At 71.7% G+C, this 15891-nt stretch carries 13 protein-coding genes; 5 read left to right on the top strand and 8 right to left on the bottom strand.

The window, feature by feature from the left end; genetic code table 11:
- Genes hisB through hisD form a run of 3 tightly spaced genes read right to left on the bottom strand, consistent with a single transcriptional unit; the run spans nucleotide 1 to nucleotide 3085 of the window.
- The gene (hisB, locus tag ACTWJ9_RS25330) at nucleotides 1–594 is read right to left on the bottom strand and encodes an imidazoleglycerol-phosphate dehydratase HisB (protein ID WP_279336569.1); all 594 of its coding nucleotides are present in this window, start codon (nucleotides 592–594) and stop codon (nucleotides 1–3) included.
- On the bottom strand, nucleotides 591–1739 hold the full coding sequence (locus ACTWJ9_RS25325; protein WP_279336568.1) for a histidinol-phosphate transaminase: 1149 nt from the start codon (nucleotides 1737–1739) through the stop codon (nucleotides 591–593). The genes hisB and ACTWJ9_RS25325 overlap by 4 nt, the downstream gene beginning before the upstream one ends.
- A complete protein-coding gene (gene hisD, locus ACTWJ9_RS25320; RefSeq protein ID WP_279336567.1) occupies nucleotides 1736–3085 on the bottom strand; it encodes a histidinol dehydrogenase in 1350 nt (449 codons plus the stop codon). The genes ACTWJ9_RS25325 and hisD overlap by 4 nt, the downstream gene beginning before the upstream one ends.
- A gap of 204 nt (nucleotides 3086–3289) precedes the next feature.
- Between hisD and ACTWJ9_RS25315 the strand changes: the two genes are divergently transcribed.
- From ACTWJ9_RS25315 to ybaK, 4 genes are all read left to right on the top strand, one after another.
- Nucleotides 3290–4867 carry an oxidoreductase gene (locus ACTWJ9_RS25315; protein ID WP_279336566.1) on the top strand — a complete coding sequence of 526 codons (1578 nt, stop codon included), beginning with the start codon at nucleotides 3290–3292 and terminating at the stop codon, nucleotides 4865–4867.
- Nucleotides 4868–5069: 202 nt separating this feature from the next.
- Entirely contained in the window at nucleotides 5070–6131 is a 1062-nt protein-coding gene (locus ACTWJ9_RS25310) for a hypothetical protein (protein WP_279336565.1), read from the top strand.
- An 11-nt stretch (nucleotides 6132–6142) separates the two neighbouring features.
- Entirely contained in the window at nucleotides 6143–6883 is a 741-nt protein-coding gene (locus tag ACTWJ9_RS25305; RefSeq protein WP_279336564.1) for an LON peptidase substrate-binding domain-containing protein, read from the top strand.
- Nucleotides 6884–6932: 49 nt separating this feature from the next.
- Complete coding sequence (gene ybaK, locus ACTWJ9_RS25300) at nucleotides 6933–7433, top strand: Cys-tRNA(Pro) deacylase (protein WP_279336563.1); 501 nt, start codon at nucleotides 6933–6935, stop codon at nucleotides 7431–7433.
- Between the two features lie 171 nt (nucleotides 7434–7604).
- Here ybaK and ACTWJ9_RS25295 read toward each other — a convergent pair whose 3' ends face one another.
- The 4 genes from ACTWJ9_RS25295 to ACTWJ9_RS25280 all read right to left on the bottom strand — a co-directional run bounded on the left by ACTWJ9_RS25295 (nucleotide 7605) and on the right by ACTWJ9_RS25280 (nucleotide 11755).
- The gene (locus ACTWJ9_RS25295; RefSeq protein WP_443294812.1) at nucleotides 7605–8387 is read right to left on the bottom strand and encodes an AAA family ATPase; all 783 of its coding nucleotides are present in this window, start codon (nucleotides 8385–8387) and stop codon (nucleotides 7605–7607) included.
- A gap of 34 nt (nucleotides 8388–8421) precedes the next feature.
- Nucleotides 8422–9243, bottom strand: a complete 822-nt coding sequence (locus tag ACTWJ9_RS25290) for an ABC transporter permease (protein WP_279336561.1) — start codon at nucleotides 9241–9243, stop codon at nucleotides 8422–8424.
- A gap of 134 nt (nucleotides 9244–9377) precedes the next feature.
- Nucleotides 9378–10352, bottom strand: coding sequence for an ABC transporter ATP-binding protein (locus ACTWJ9_RS25285; RefSeq protein WP_279338095.1), 975 nt, complete (start codon nucleotides 10350–10352; stop codon nucleotides 9378–9380).
- A 200-nt stretch (nucleotides 10353–10552) separates the two neighbouring features.
- Nucleotides 10553–11755 carry an NYN domain-containing protein gene (locus tag ACTWJ9_RS25280; protein ID WP_279336560.1) on the bottom strand — a complete coding sequence of 401 codons (1203 nt, stop codon included), beginning with the start codon at nucleotides 11753–11755 and terminating at the stop codon, nucleotides 10553–10555.
- Nucleotides 11756–11977: 222 nt separating this feature from the next.
- Between ACTWJ9_RS25280 and ACTWJ9_RS25275 the strand changes: the two genes are divergently transcribed.
- Nucleotides 11978–12142, top strand: a complete 165-nt coding sequence (locus ACTWJ9_RS25275; RefSeq protein WP_279336559.1) for a hypothetical protein — start codon at nucleotides 11978–11980, stop codon at nucleotides 12140–12142.
- A 155-nt stretch (nucleotides 12143–12297) separates the two neighbouring features.
- Here the strand turns inward: ACTWJ9_RS25275 and dnaE are convergent, their stop codons facing one another.
- Entirely contained in the window at nucleotides 12298–15837 is a 3540-nt protein-coding gene (gene dnaE, locus ACTWJ9_RS25270; protein ID WP_279336558.1) for a DNA polymerase III subunit alpha, read from the bottom strand.
- Between the last annotated feature and the right edge of the window lie 54 nt (nucleotides 15838–15891).

The following is a 15891-nucleotide window of genomic DNA, read 5'->3' as shown; positions in this document are numbered from 1 at the left end:
CTACAGGGCGCCCTTCGTGGAGGGCAGGATGCCCGCCGCGCGGGGGTCGCGTTCGGACGCGTACCGCAGGGCCCGGGCCAGTGCCTTGAACTGGCACTCCACGATGTGGTGCGCGTTGCGCCCGTACGGCACGTGCACGTGCAGGGCGACCTGGGCCTGGGCGACGAAGGACTCCAGGATGTGCCGGGTCATCGTGGTGTCGTACTCGCCGATCATCGGCGCCATCTTCTCGGGCTCGGTGTGCACGAGGTAGGGGCGGCCGGACAGGTCGACGGTGACCTGGGCGAGGGACTCGTCCAGGGGGACCGTGCAGTTGCCGAAGCGGTAGATGCCCACCTTGTCGCCGAGCGCCTGCTTGAAGGCGGCACCGAGGGCGAGGGAGGTGTCCTCGATGGTGTGGTGGGAGTCGATGTGCAGGTCTCCCTCGGTCTTCACGGTCAGGTCGAACAGACCGTGCCGGCCGATCTGGTCGAGCATGTGGTCGTAGAAGCCGACCCCGGTGGAGATCTCCGTCTTTCCGGTGCCGTCGAGGTCGATCTCGACGAGGACCGACGTCTCCTTCGTCGTCCGCTGCACGCGTCCTACGCGGCTCATGTGCTCTGCTCCTTAGGGGGTGTGGGGGTGGCCCCCACGTAACTGACCAATTCACGGACCGCGTCGAGGAACGCGTCGTTCTCGGCCGGGGTGCCCGCGGTGACCCGCAGCCGTCCCGGTACGCCGTTGTCCCGGACCAGGACGCCCCGGTCGAGGATCTTCTGCCAGACCACGTGGGCGTCCGCGAACGTGCCGAACTGGACGAAGTTCGCGTCGGACGCGGTCACGTCGTAGCCGAGGTCACGCAGTTCGGTGACCAGCCGGTCCCGCTCCCGCTTCAACTGCTCAACGTACTTCAGCAGCGTGTCGGCGTGCTCCAGGGCGGCCAGCGCGGTCGCCTGGGTGATCGCCGACAGGTGGTAGGGCAGCCGGACGAGCTGCACGGCGTCCACGACCGCCGGATGCGCGGCGAGGTAGCCGAGGCGCAGGCCGGCCGCGCCGAACGCCTTCGACATGGTGCGGGAGACGACGAGGTTCGGGCGTCCCTCGAGCAGCGGCAGCAGTGAGTCGCCGTGGCTGAACTCGACGTACGCCTCGTCCACGACCAGGATCGACGGCTTGGCCGCCTGGGCGGCCTCGTACAGCGCGAGGACCGTCTCGGCCGGGACCGCGTTGCCGGTGGGGTTGTTGGGGGTGGTGACGAAGACGACGTCCGGGCGGTGCTCGGCGATCACCTTCGCGGCTGCGGGCACGTCGACGGTGAAGTCGTCGCCCCGGGGGCCGGAGATCCATTCGGTGCCGGTGCCGCGCGCGATGAGTCCGTGCATCGAGTACGACGGCTCGAAGCCGATCGCCCTGCGGCCGGGCCCGCCGAAGGTCTGCAGCAGTTGCTGGATGACCTCGTTGGAGCCGTTGGCCGCCCAGACGTTGTGGACGCCGACGGGGTGCGAGCCGGTCTTCGTCAGGTACTCGGCCAGCCTGGTGCGCAGCTCGACCGCGTCCCGGTCGGGGTAGCGGTTGAGGTGCCGGGCGGCCTCGCGGACCCGCTCGGTGATCCGCTCGACCAGCGGCTCGGGCAGCGGGTAGGGGTTCTCGTTGGTGTTCAGCCGTACGGGGACGTCCAGCTGGGGCGCGCCGTAGGGGGACTTGCCGCGCAGCTCGTCCCGTACGGGGAGGTCGTCGATGGTGACGTTCGTGTCGTTCACTTGCTCTCGGGCACCTTCCAGCCACGCGCCATCTGTTCGTCTCCGACGAACCTCGCCTTGATCGCCGCGCCGTGCGCGGGCAGGTCCTCCGCCTCGGCCAGCGTCACCACGTGGTGCGCGACGTCGGCCAGCGCGTCCTTGGTGTAGTCGACGATGTGGATGCCGCGCAGGAAGGACTGGACGGACAGGCCCGAGGAGTGGCAGGCGCAGCCGCCGGTGGGCAGGACGTGGTTGGAGCCGGCCGCGTAGTCGCCGAGCGAGACCGGGGACCAGGGGCCGACGAAGATCGCGCCGGCGTTGCGCACCCGGTCGGCGAGCGCGGCGGCGTCGGCGGTCTGGATCTCCAGGTGCTCGGCGCCGTAGGCGTCGACCACGCGCAGGCCCTCGTCGAGGCCGTCGACCAGCACGATCGCGGACTGCCGGCCGGACAGGGCCGGGACGATCCGGTCCTCGATGTGCTTGGTGGCCTTGACCTGCGGCTCCAGTTCCCTCTCCACCGCGTCCGCGAGGTCCGCGGAGTCGGTGACCAGGACGGCGGCGGCCAGCGGGTCGTGCTCGGCCTGGCTGATCAGGTCGGAGGCGATGTGCACCGGGTCGGCCGTGGCGTCGGCGAGGATCGCGATCTCGGTCGGGCCGGCCTCGGCGTCGATGCCGATCTTGCCGGTGAAGTAGCGCTTGGCGGCGGCGACCCAGATGTTGCCGGGGCCGGTGACCATGGGGGCGGGCGGGCAGGACTCGGTGCCGTGGGCGAACATCGCGACGGCGGTGGCGCCGCCGGCCGCGTACACCTCGTCGACACCGAGCAGCGCGCACGCGGCGAGGATCGTCGGGTGCGGCAGGCCGCCGAACTCCTTCTGGGCCGGCGAGGCCAGCGCGATCGACTCGACGCCGGCCTCCTGGGCCGGGACGACGTTCATGATCACGGAGGACGGGTAGACGGACCGGCCGCCGGGCGCGTACAGGCCCACGCGGTCGACGGGCACCCACTTCTCGGTGACCGTGCCGCCGGGCACGACCTGAGTGGTGTGGGTGGTGCGGCGCTGCGCGCGGTGGACGAGGCGGGCGCGGCGGATGGACTCCTCCAGGGCCGCGCGCACGGCCGGGTCGAGCTCCTCCAGCGCGCGCCCGACGGCGGCGGCCGGGACCCGCACCTGGTCCAGCTTCACGCCGTCGAAGCGCTCGGCGAAGTCGATCAGCGCCGCGTCGCCCCGATGATGCACGTCCTCGCAGATGGGCCGCACCTTCTCCAGGGCGGCCGCGACGTCGAAGTCGGCTCGGGGCAGCAGGTCGCGCAGGGCGGGGCCCTCGGGGAGGGCGTCGCCGCGCAGATCGATTCGAGAGATCACGTGGTCAATTCTCTCAGACCCGTACTGAACGCCGTGCGAGCGTTTCAGTGGCTGATACGGACTCCCCGCGGTGACGCACCGTGCACACCGGGAAGAGCTTCCTCACTTTATGTGTTCGACAGGTCACCCAGTGGGCATGAACCGTTGTACGAAGAGACGAACTCGCAAGTATTCCGAGGAAGTAGTGGGACGGGGAGGAAAGACGTGACCGAGGGCGCGGAGCCGCGCGCCGGGGAGCCGCCGGACGACCTGACCGCCGTGGAGGCGGGCATGTGGCAGGCCTTCCGCAACGGCGGCGTGTACGACCTGAGCAGCGGGGACACGGTCGTCGACGATCCGCACGGAGGGCACCCGTGGGGGCCCGAGCGGACCGTGCGGGCCCGCGTCGTGTGCTGGCTCCTGCTGGACGGGCCGCCCCCGCTGGCCGGCCGGGTCTCCTCGCTGAAGCTGGTCGGAGTGCGGATCAGCGGTGTGCTGGACCTGGCGGGCGGCACGGTGGCGCCGTACGTCGAGATGCGCGACTGCCGCTTCGAGCGGGACGTGCTGCTGCCGGAGGCCCGGTTCACGACGATGCGGCTGGTGGACTGCTCGGTGCCGCGGCTGGAGGCGGCCCGGCTGCAGACGGAGGGCGATCTGCATCTGCCGCGCTGCCGGTTCCCGGGCGGCATACGGCTGACCGACGCCCAGATCGGTACGGATCTGCTGCTCAACCAGGCGGTCGTGCACCGCGACCGCAGCGGCCGCTCGATCTCCGCGGACGGCATGACCGTCGGCCAGGACCTCCAGGCCGAGTTGCTGGAGTCGCACGGCGAGCTGAGCCTGCGGACCGCGCAGATAGGTGTCTCGCTGAGTCTGCGCGGGGCCCTGCTGGACAATCCGTCCGCCCGGCTCGCGCTGAACGCGCCCCAGCTGACCGTCGAGCGGTCGCTGTACCTGACGCCCGCCGGGGTCGGTTCCCAGGCGAGGAGCGGGATGACACCGGCCCGCGGGACGCGGATACAGCGGTTCGAGTGCCGGGGCGGGGTGCGGCTGGACGACGGGCGGTTCGGGGACGCGGTCGACCTCGAGCGGGCCCGGTTCACCCTGACTGACGACCAGGAGCTGTCGCTGCGCCGGGTGCAGACGCCGGAGCTGCGGTTCCTCGGGGAGCGGCCGGCCCGCGGGCGGGTGACGCTGTCGGGAGCGCGGGTGGTCAACCTGGTGGACCGGGCGGACAGCTGGCCGGGGCCCGGTCGGCTGCACATGGGCGGCTTCGCCTACGAGACCCTCGTGCCGCGCGGGCCGTTCTCGCTGGCGGAGCGGCTGGAGTGGGTGGCCGCGGCGAGCGCCGAGTACACCCCGGAGCCGTACGAGCGGCTGGCCGCCGTGCTGCGGGCGGGCGGCGAGGACGAGGACGCCCGGGAGGTGCTGCTCGCCAAGCAGCGCAGGCGCCGCGAGAGCCTGCCGGTGGCGGCCAAGCTGTGGGGTTACGCGCAGGACTGGACGGTCGCCTACGGCTACCGGCCGGGGCGGGCCGCGGTGTGGATGGCGGTGCTGTGGGCGGGCGGCTCACTGGCGTTCGCGCACACGCACCATCCGCCCATCAAGGACGGCGAGCATCCGGCGTGGAATCCCTCCCTGTTCGTCCTGGACCTGCTGCTGCCGGTGATCGACCTGGGCCAGGTGGGGTTCTGGCAGCTGCGCGGCGGCTGGCAGTGGCTCGCGGCGGCGTTCATCCTGCTGGGCTGGATCCTCGCCACGACGGTGGCGGCGGGGGCCACCCGGACCTTGCGCCGCCTCTGACCGCCCCTGACTGCCTCCGAACACCTCCGGCCGCTTCCGACCGCTTCCGACCGGTCCTGCCCGGACCGGTTCCGGCAGCCCTCCCCGCGGCCCCGGCAGCCCCGAGAAACCCGGGGCTTTTTACCCGGCCTTGACCAGTCGGCGTACAACTTTCCGCGACTTCAGTGAAGGGTCTGGCGCTGCTGTGACCTGCGGTCTTTCAATGGTCGACACCATGGCTCTGCTGCATACGTTCACCCGTGCGTCCCAGGTGCGAGGAAAGACGGGCACCGCCTCGCCCCTCGTCCCCGTGCTGCCCGCCGACGAGGAGGTACTCCTCGACGCACCCGACGAGGGACTGGGTCCGGCACTGGTCGGGGCAGCCGCCGGCGACCCCGCACCCGCCGCCGAGCTGCTCGCCGCCACACGGCACAGCGGGGCCTGGGAGCACCGCGACCGGAAGGTGCGAAAGCTCGCGGCCTTCGCGCGCTCGCGCCCCGAGTGGCTGGACACCTGGCGCGCCCTCGAGCCGCACAACCCCGACGTGCTGCTCGTGGACGCCCAGCGGGCGGTGCACCGCGCCTGGGACTCACCGGCCCGCGCCGAGGCGCTGCGCGAGGTGAGCCCGCTGATCACGGCAGCCGCCCGGGCCGACCACCGCGACCCCGTGCCGTGGCGGCTCGCCCTGGACCACGCCCGCGGCGCACACGCCGGGCACCGGTACTTCCAGGAACTGTGGAAGGCGGCGGTCCGCCGCGCCCCGCACCACTACGGCTGCCATGTGGCGGCCCTGCGCTACCTGGCCTCCTCCTGGCACGGTGCGCACCACGAGTGCTTCGACTTCGCCGACCAGGCCGCGCAGGACGCTCCGGAGGGCTCGCTCACGCAGGCGCTGCCGCTGTGGGCGGCCTTCGGTTACCTCACCGACGGCTGCGGTCCCGAGGTGCCGCGCGCCCGGCTCGAAGCGGCGGCCGACCGCGCCGCGTCCCTGTCCGCCCGGCTTCCGGCGGCCCACCCCCGGCCGGCCGAGCTGCGCAACCTGCTGGTCTACGTCCTCCTGCGCCTGGAGCAACGGCCGAAGGCCCTGGAGCAACTGCGTCTCACCGGCCCGTACGCCACCTCCTCGCCCTGGGACCGGGACACGGACGATCCCCTCGGCCGGTTCCTGGAGGTGCGCCGGAGCGTGTACGCGGCGGTGGCCGCCGGTCCCGCCGCCGCCTTCGCCACGGGCTTCGACCATCCACGGAGTGAACGTGGCGGTCGGTTCCGCTTCGGCGACCATTAGGCTTTTGCGTCGTGACCACCGTCCGGCTCCCGCTCTTCCCCCTGAACTCGGTACTGTTCCCGGGGCTCGTGCTTCCGCTCAACGTCTTCGAGGAGCGCTATCGCGCCATGATGCGCGAGCTTCTGAAGACCCCCGAGGACGAGCCGCGCCGGTTCGTCGTCGTGGCGATCCGCGACGGCCACGAGCTCGCCCCGAGCGCCCCCGGCATGCCGGACCCCACGTCCGTGCCCGAACAGGGCCCGGCGGCGGGCTTCGGACCGGACCCGCTGCGGGCCTTCCACAAGGTGGGCTGTGTGGCCGACGCGGCCACGATCCGGGAGCGGTCCGACGGCACCTTCGAGGTGCTGGCGACGGGGACGACCCGGATGCGCCTCCTGTCGGTCGACGCTTCCGGACCGTTCCTGACGGCCGAGCTGGAACCGCTGGCCGAGGAGCCCGGCGAGGAGGCGGGGGCGCTCGCGGAGGGGGTGCTGCGGGCGTTCCGCCAGTACCAGAAGCGGCTGGCGGGGGCGCGGGAACGGTCGCTGACGACCGGCGCGGAACTGCCGGACGAGCCGGGGGTGGTGTCGTACCTGGTCGCCGCCGCGATGATGCTCGACACGCCGACCAAGCAGCGTCTGCTCCAGGCACCGGACACCGCGTCCCGGCTCCGCGACGAGCTGCGGCTCCTTCGCACGGAGACGGCCGTCATCCGCCACCTGCCGTCGTTGCCCGCGTCCGACCTGACCCGCGGACCGACGAATCTCAACTGAGGCGGCAGGAACAGCGGCAAGGACAGCGGCAGCGGCGGCAGGGGCGGGAATGGCCAGGAAGTCCAAGAAGCAGCAGCCGGGCGGAACGCCCGCGACGGTGGCGCTCACCGCGGCCGGGGTGCCGTTCACGGTCCACTCCTACGACCACGACCCGGCGCACCCGTCCTACGGCGAGGAGGCGGCCGAGGCGATGGGCGTCTCCCCGGACCGCGTCTTCAAGACGCTGGTGGCGGACGTCGACGGCGTGCTGACGGTGGCGGTGGTCCCGGTGGCGGGGCAGCTGGACCTGAAGGGCCTGGCGGCGGCGGTGGGCGGCAAGCGTGCCGCGATGGCCGACCCCGCCCTCGCGGAACGCACCACGGGCTACGTCCGCGGCGGCATCTCGCCCCTGGGCCAGCGCAAGAGGCTCCGGACGGTGCTGGACGAATCGGCCGGCCTGCACGAGACGATCTGTGTCTCGGCCGGCCGCCGCGGCCTGGAGGTCGAGCTCGCCCCGGGCGACCTGGCCGAGCTGACCGCGGCGGTGCTCGCCCCGATCGGGCGTGTCTGAACCCTCGACGGGCCCCGCTTCTTCCGCTGATGAGAAGAGGCACGTCGGGACTTGTCGGGGCTTGTCGGGGAGGACCCGCAAACGCAAGTGGCGCACCAGGAAGGGCCGCGCGAACCACGGCAGGCGGTCCCGCCTGAACCGGGCCCCCGCACGCCCCGCCCCGCCGGGGAGCTACGCTCCCGGGGCCCCGCCGTCCGGCCGCTGCGGTACGGAGAGGTCCGCCGGCGGGAAGGGGTCGGGGTCGCGGGGGCCGAAGAGCGCGGTCAGGCCCAGGTGGACGACCAGCCCGGCGAACGGCCAGGCCAGCAGCGCTCCTTTGGCGCTCAGCTTCAGCGGCGCCTCGAAGGTCACCCCTGCGCCCACCTGCTTCGCGTGGGCGACGACGTCCTGCGCGGGCCCGAGCCACACCCCGAGCCGCCACGCCAGCAACGAGCCGAGCAGCCCGCCGACCCCGAGCGCCACCACCAGCGGCACGCCCCCGCGCCGCCGCACGAGGAACACGGCGAGCGCGCTCACCGCACCGAGCCCCAGGGCGAGCAGCGTGAACGTCCCGTCCACCCCGATGGCCTGCTCGCCCTCGGTGTCCTTGAGGTAGACGACCCAGTTGTCGCCCACGACATCGCCCGTCAGCGGCACGCGTGGCGCCAGCCACCACCACAGCACGCCGAGCAGCACCCCGCCGAGCGCCACCGCCACCGCGGTCACGGCGGCCTCGCGCAGTTCCGTCCTCATCCCGGGGCCGTCCTGTTCGTACCAGCCGTAGCCGGCGTGGTCACCCTGGCCACCGTGCCCGGCGAATCCGGCGGGCACGGCGAATCCGGCGTGTCCGGTACGGCCGTGACCGGCGGACCCGTCCGCGGAGGCGGCGGCCACCTGGCCGGCGGACGGGGGCTGCCACCCGCCGTGCGGAGAACGGCCGTGCGGAGGCGGTGGTGGTGTCAGAGGTGCGCTCACCCTGACATCGTGCCAGGCCCGGCTGCGCGGCGCGTCACCGGACAGCGGCCCTGCGGTACGCCCAGGTCGCCACGGCCAGCGAGAGCACACCGACCACCCCGCACACCGCGAGGTCGCCCAGGACCAGGGCCCAGTCGGGATGCGGCGCGAAGGTCCGTGCGAGGGCCTCGACGCCGTACGTCGACGGCAGCAGGTCCCGGACCAGGCGTACCGCCTCCGGCATCCGCTCCGCCGGCAGCACGCCCAGCAGCAGTGCCGCCGACATGCCCAGCTGGCCGAGGAGCGTGGCCAACTCGGCCCGCGGCGCGAGCAGCCCCAGCGCGGCCCCCAGCCCGGCGAGCGCAGCTCCCGAGAGCGGGATCACCGCGGCCAGCACCCACAGATGCGTCAGCGGCAGCCCGAAGAGCACGCACCCGAAGGCCGCGGTCACCACGGTCCCCGGCACGGTGAACGAGGCGTAGGCGCCGGCGGCCCCCAGCACCACCGCCGCCGGCGGGACGGGCAGGGTCGCGTAGTGGTCGAGGCCGCCGCCGGCCCGCAGCTGTCCGAAGTACTGCGCGAGCAGGTTGAGCGCGACGAAGGCGACGACCAGGACGGACGATCCAGCGACCACCGCCCGCGCCTCACCGCCGCCGTCCACGACCCCGCGCATCAGGATCATGATCCCGACGGACTGGAAGGTCGCCACGAACAGCAGCGGGATCCGCGCCACCCGCGCCCGGGACAGCTGCGCCCGGTACACGGCCGCCAGTGCGGGCCACAGCCGCGCCCGCGGTCCGAGTACGGCCGGCTCCGGCGCGGCCTCCTCCGCGGCCGGGGCGCCGCCCGGCAGGACATCGGCGGGTACGACACTCACGTCGCGCTGCTCCCCTTCCCATTCCGACGGAGGTTCCCTCGGAGGTTCGGCCGGAGATCCACTCGCATCCACTCCGGCAGTCGTCCTGTTCCGTACGGACACGGCGCCCGGTGCGCTCGGCGCCCCGCCGTCGCTCACGCCTTCACCAGTCCCTGCCGCACGGCACCGCCCAGCGCCAGGTACACGTCCTCCAGACTGGGCGTGGCGAGCGTGAAGTCGTCCAGCGCGGCGAAGGCGGCGCCGCCGGTGACGGTGGCGACGACCGTACGGGCCTCCTCGGGTCCGAGCCGCAGCGTCCAGCGGCGGCCCGACGCGACGGCGCGGTCCACGAGCGCGGCCACCTCGGGCACGTGCAGCGGGGCCGCCTCGCGCCACACCAGGTCGACCCGCACCTCGCCCGCGACCCGCTCCTTCAGCCCGGCCGGGCTGTCACAGGCGATCACCCGGCCCCGGTCCAGGACGGCGACCCGGTCGAGGACGGTCTCGGCCTCGATGACGTTGTGGGTGACCAGCAGCACGGTGGTGCCGTGCTCGCCCCGGCGCCGGTCGACGGCGGACCACACGGCGCGCCGCGCCACCGGGTCCATCCCGGAGGTGGGTTCGTCGAGCACCAGCAGCGGCCGCTCCCCCACCAGCGCGGTGGCGAAGCAGGCCAGCCGGCGCTGACCGCCGGACAGCTTCTTCAGGGGGCGTCCGGCGATCGGGGTGAGTTCCAGTTCGTCGAGGACGGCGTCGCGGTCCGCACGAGCCCGCTTCACGTCGAGGCCGCGCAGGCGCGCGGTGGTCTCGACGGCGAGGGAGACCGTCAGCTCGTCGAGCGCGGTGGACTCCTGCCCGAGGTAGGCGAGGATCCGCGCGGCGCGCTCGGGGTGGCGCACGATGTCGTGGCCGAGGATCCGCACGCTGCCGTGGTCGGGCCGCATCAGACCGGTGAGCTGTCGCACCAGGGTGGACTTGCCGGCCCCGTTCGGCCCGAGCAGTCCGAAGATCTCACCGCGCCGGACGTCGAGCGTCACGTCGTCGGTGGCCCGGACCTCGGGGGTCGCCGGGACCCCGCGGCGTCCGCGGGCCGCCGGATACGTCTTGGTCAGCCCGCGCACCGCGCACACGATGTCGCCATCGTGCCGGAATGCGTGTACCGCGCGCGTGCTCACAAGGAACGAGACTACGGGGTCCGCGGCCCGGTTCCGCTCCCGGGTCGGCCGACCGCCCCAAAAACACCGGCGGAACAACAGACCCGTCGTACCCGCCGAACCCGCCGCGAAGCTCCGTCCCCGCACGGTGGCACGGGCACCGGGCGGGCCCTCGGTCACTCCGCGGCCGCGGCGCGCTCCGTTCCCGTGCGCAGGTCCAGCTCGCGCCAGAAGCCCGCGCGGATGGCGTACCGGTCGCGTTCGTCGATCTGGTCGTCCTTGTGGGCGAGCAGGCCGAAGCGGGCGGCGTAGCGCAGCAGCTCGCCGTCGACGCGGTGCGGGATGCGGGGGTACATGGCGGACAGTTTCTGGATGCCGCTCTGGTCCCCGAGCCGGTCCACCCAGCGGCGGGCGAAGACCTGTCCCACCTCGAAGGGGTCTCCGCCGACCGTGGTGATGTCCTCCTCACGGTCGGCCCATCGCTGCTCCGCGGAGGTCAGCTGGGCGAGCGTCGGCAACGAGGCGGCGTCGGCGGGCTCGGTGACGGACCGGTCGACCCAGCCCTTGTCGGAGGACCAGCGCAGGGTGGCGGACTGCGGCTGCTGGGGGTGCGGGGCACTGGGGCCGCGGAGGGCCGCCAGGTCCTTGGGGGTGGGTACGCCCTTGGTGGCGGGCGACCGCTCGCCGGTGCCGTTGTGTCCGGCGCCGCCCGGGTGCGGGGGTTCCTGCTCGGCCTGCTCGGCGGCCGGCGCGGACTCCGGCAGCGGGGCGGAGAGGATCGCCGCGATGTCGGGACGGGCGGGGGGCGGCGGGGCGCACACCCCGGAGAAGTCCTTGGCCCGCACCGCCTTGGTGATCCACGCACGGTCCAGCACCCGGCGTTCGTCGGCCTCGGCGACCAGGTCCTCGGACTGGTTGTAGTCGCCGTCGGCGGCCTGTACGGCCCACAGGTGGACGGCGACACCGTGCTCCTTGGCCGCCATCATGCCGGGCAGCAGGTCGCCGTCGCCGGTGACCAGGACGATGTCGGAACAGGCGCGGTTGCGGGCCAGCTCGGTCAACTCGGCGTGCATGGCGGCGTCCACGCCCTTCTGCGCCCAACGGCCGTCACTGCGCGTGAGGGCTCCGAGCCGGACGGTCACCCTGGGCATCACCCGCAGCCGGCGGTGCTCGGGCTGCGGCACGCGGTCGGGGGCGCCGTCGAACCAGTAGATCCGCAGCAGGGGCTGACTCGTGTCGGACTCGGCACGGTCGCGCAGCCCCTGGATGAGGGCGGCGTGATCGACGGTGATGCGGGACCGCGAGGGCTCCCCGGCGAGGAGACTGGCGGCGGCCCCCAGCAGATACCCGGCGTCCACCAGGACGATGCAGCGGTCCACGCGATCCACCCTCTTTCCGGGAGGTTTGCTTCGGGCTTGCTTCGAGTCTGCCCGACCGTGCCGGGGTTAACGGCCCGAACTCGATCTTCGGCGTGGCGTTTCCACACTTCCTTCGCCCACTCACCCTGTCACACACGGTAATTGTCCGACATGCGACCATCATTCGGCTATGTGAGTCTGGTCCCGGCCCTGGCCCCTAGATCCCCCACAGGAGGCATCACCATGGCCAAGAACAAGAACCGTGAACGGAAGCAGCAGCCGACCGGGCGCTCCCAGCAGGCGACACAGCCGGCCGCTGCGGAGCCGCAGACCGAGCAGCACGGCCCGCAGATCACTCCCGGCGACGTCGCCCGCAAGGGCCGGCAGAAGCGCTTCGGCCACAACTGACACCTGCGTGAGGCGCCGTTGAGCGCCCCGCGCACGGTACCTGCAGAGGGGTGCGCCCGTCACCGGGCGCACCCCCTCTTACGTCGTGGGCGTCTCTTCCCCCACGCCGGCCGACCGGACCCGGCGCGCACCGTCCCTCGGGGCCCCTCGGGCTACTAGCCCGCCAGGCAGGACGGGCCGAGGAGGACCTTGAGGTCGCCGAACAGGGCGGGGTCCGGCTTGACCCGGTGCCGGTCCAGGCGCAGCACCGTCGTCTTCGTCGGCCCCTGGAGCCTGATGCGGACCTCGCTGTCGCCCTTGTGGTGGCCGAGGATCTCGCCGAGGCGGCTGACCATCGGCGGGGTGACCCTGGTGGCCGGGATGGTGAGCACGACGGGCGCGTTGGTGCCCGCGTTGGACAGGTCGGGCACCTGGAGTTCCATGGCGACCAGGCGCGGCACGTCCTCGCGCTTGTCGAGCCTGCCCTTGACGAACACCACGGCGTCCTCGACGAGTTGGGTCGAGACGAGCTGGTAGGTCGCGGGGAAGAACATGCACTCGAGGGAACCGGCGAGGTCCTCCACGGTGGCGATCGCCCAGGCGTTGCCCTGCTTGGTCATCTTACGCTGGAGGCCCGAGATGATGCCGCCGATGGTGACCACCGCGCCGTCGCCGAAGTCACCGCCGGTGAGCTGGGAGATGCCCGCGTCGGCCTTGTCGGACAGGACGTGCTCCAGTCCGAAGAGCGGGTGGTCGGAGACGTACAGGCCGAGCATCTCCCGCTCCTGCGCGAGCAGGTAGGTCTTGTCCCACTCGTCGTCGGTGAAGGTGATGTCGAGGCCGAAGCCGGGCTCGCTGGTCTCCTGCTCGCCCATGCCTCCGAAGAGGTCGAACTGTCCCTCGGCCTCCTTGCGCTTGACCGCGACCACGTTGTCGATCATCGGCTCGTAGTGGGCGGTGAGGCCCTTGCGGGTGTGCCCCATGGAGTCGAAGGCGCCCGCCTTGATCAGCGACTCCGTGGTCCGCTTGTTGCAGACGACCGCCTCGACCTTGTCGAGGTAGTCCGGGAAGGAGGCGTACTTCCCCTTGGCCTTGCGGCTCTTGATGATCGACTCGACGACGTTGGTGCCGACGTTGCGGACCGCGGAGAGGCCGAAGAGGATCACCTCGTCGCCCTGCGCGGCGAAGTTCGACTCGGACTCGTTGACGTTCGGCGGGAGCACCTTGATGCCCATGCGACGGCACTCGTTGAGGTAGACGGCCGACTTGTCCTTGTCGTCCTTGACCGAGGTGAGCAGCGCGGCCATGTACTCGGCCGGGTAGTTCGCCTTGAGGTACCCGGTCCAGTACGACACCAGGCCGTACGCGGCGGAGTGGGCCTTGTTGAACGCGTAGCCGGCGAAGGGGACCAGCACGTCCCACAGGGCCTGGATCGCCTCGTCGCTGTAGTTGTTCTTACGGGCGCCCGCCTGGAAGAGGACGAAGTTCTTCGCCAGTTCCTCGGGCTTCTTCTTGCCCATCACGCGGCGGAGGATGTCGGCCTCGCCGAGCGAGTAGCCCGCGATGATCTGGGCGGCCTTCTGCACCTGCTCCTGGTAGACAATCAGGCCGTAGGTGACCGACAGCACCTCCTGGAGCGGCTCCTCCAGTTCCTTGTGGATCGGTGTGATCTCCTGGCGGCCGTTCTTGCGCTCCGCGTAGTTGATGTGCGAGTTCATGCCCATCGGGCCCGGCCGGTAGAGGGCCGAGACGGCGGAGATGTCCTCGAAGTTGTCGGGCTGCATCTGGCGGAGCAGCGAGCGCATCGGGCCGCCGTCGAACTGGAAGACGCCGAGGGTGTCACCGCGGCAGAGCAGTTCGAAGGTCTTGGGGTCGTCCAGCGGGAGGGCGAGCATCTCCAGGTCGATACCCTTGTTGGCCTTCACCATCTTGATGGCGTCGTCCATGATGGTGAGGTTGCGCAGGCCCAGGAAGTCCATCTTCAGGAGCCCGAGCGACTCGCACTGGGGGTAGTCCCACTGTGTGATGGTCACGCCGTCGGTGTGCCGCGTCCAGAGCGGGGCGTGGTCGACGATCGGCTCGCTGGACATGATCACGCCGGCCGCGTGCACGCCCATCTGCCGGACCAGGCCCTCGACGCCCTTGGCGGTGTCGATGACCTTCTTCACGTCCGGCTCGTTCTCGTACATCGACCGGATCTCGCCCGCTTCGTTGTACCGCGGGTGCGAGGGGTTGGTGATGCCGTCGAGGTCGATGCCCTTGCCCAGGACGTCGGCGGGCATGGCCTTGGTGAGCCGGTCGCCCATGGCGTACGGGTAGCCCAGCACGCGCGCGGAGTCCTTGATGGCGTTCTTCGCCTTGATCTTGCCGTAGGTGCCGATCATGGCGACCTTGTCGGCGCCGTACTTCTCCGTCACGTACCGGATCACCTCGACGCGCCTGCGCTCGTCGAAGTCGATGTCGACGTCGGGCATGGAGACGCGCTCGGGGTTGAGGAACCGCTCGAAGATCAGGCCGTGCGGGATCGGGTCGAGGTCGGTGATGCCGAGGGCGTAGGCGACGATCGAGCCGGCGGCGGAGCCACGGCCGGGGCCGACCGCGATGCCCTGCTTCTTGGCCCACATGATGAAGTCGGCGACGACGAGGAAGTACCCGGGGAAGCCCATCGAGATGATGGTGTCCATCTCGTACTCGACCTGCTTCATGCGGTCGTCCGGGATGCCGCCCGGGAAGCGGCGGTGCATGCCGCGCAGGGTCTCCTCGCGGAACCAGCTGACCTCGGTGTACCCCTCCGGAATGTCGAACTTGGGCATCAGGTCGCGCTTCTCGAACATGCCCGTGGTGTCGACCATCTCGGCGATCAGCCTGGTGTTGTCGCAGCCCTGCTGCCAGGCGTCCGAGGAGTCGATGGCGTACATCTCCTCGGTGGACTTGAGGTAGTAGCCGGTGCCGTCGAACCTGAAGCGGTCGGGGTCGGAGAGGTTCTTGCCGGTCTGGATGCACAGCAGCGCGTCGTGGGCGGTCGCCTCGTGCGCGTACGTGTAGTGCGAGTCGTTGGTGACCAGGGGCGGGATGCCGAGCTTCTTGCCGATCTCCAGGAGGCCGTCGCGGACCCGGTGCTCGATGTCGATGCCGTGGTCCATCAGCTCCAGGAAGTACCGGTCCTTGCCGAAGATGTCCTGGTACTCGGCGGCCGCCTTGACCGCCTCGTCGAAGTGGCCGAGGCGCAGCCGGGTCTGGACCTCACCGGAGGGGCAGCCGGTGGAGGCGACGAGCCCGGTGGACCACTGGGCGATGCTTTCCTTGTCCATCCGGGGCCACTTCTGCAGCCAGCCCTCGGCGTACGCGTCGGAGGAGAGCCGGAAGAGGTTGTGCAGGCCCGTGCTGTCGACCGCCCAGATGGTCTTGTGGGTGTAACCGCCGGAACCGGAGACGTCGTCCCGCTTCTGGTGCGGCTGGCCCCACTGGACCTTGCGCTTGGTGCGCCGCGACTCGGGCGCGACATACGCCTCGATCCCGATGATCGGGGTGACTCCGGCCTTCTGCGCACTGTGGAAGAAGTCGTACGCGCCGTGCAGGTTGCCGTGGTCGGACATGGCGATGTGGCTCATGCCCATCTCGTTGCAGGCGTTGAACATGTCCGTCAGCCGCGCGGCACCGTCCAGCAGCGAGTACTGGGTGTGGACGTGCAGGTGCGTGAAGGGCGACTTCGGCACGGTACGGCCTCCAAGGATGATTGCTGTGGCGCGGAGCGCCTCGTTGAGGGGCGG

Origin of the sequence: Streptomyces sp. GDS52, from assembly GCF_052246875.1 — a bacterium.
Lineage (GTDB): Bacteria > Actinomycetota > Actinomycetes > Streptomycetales > Streptomycetaceae > Streptomyces > Streptomyces cathayae.
The sequence above is the reverse complement of the archived record's forward strand: the minus strand, read 5'-3'. Positions and strand labels throughout refer to the sequence as shown.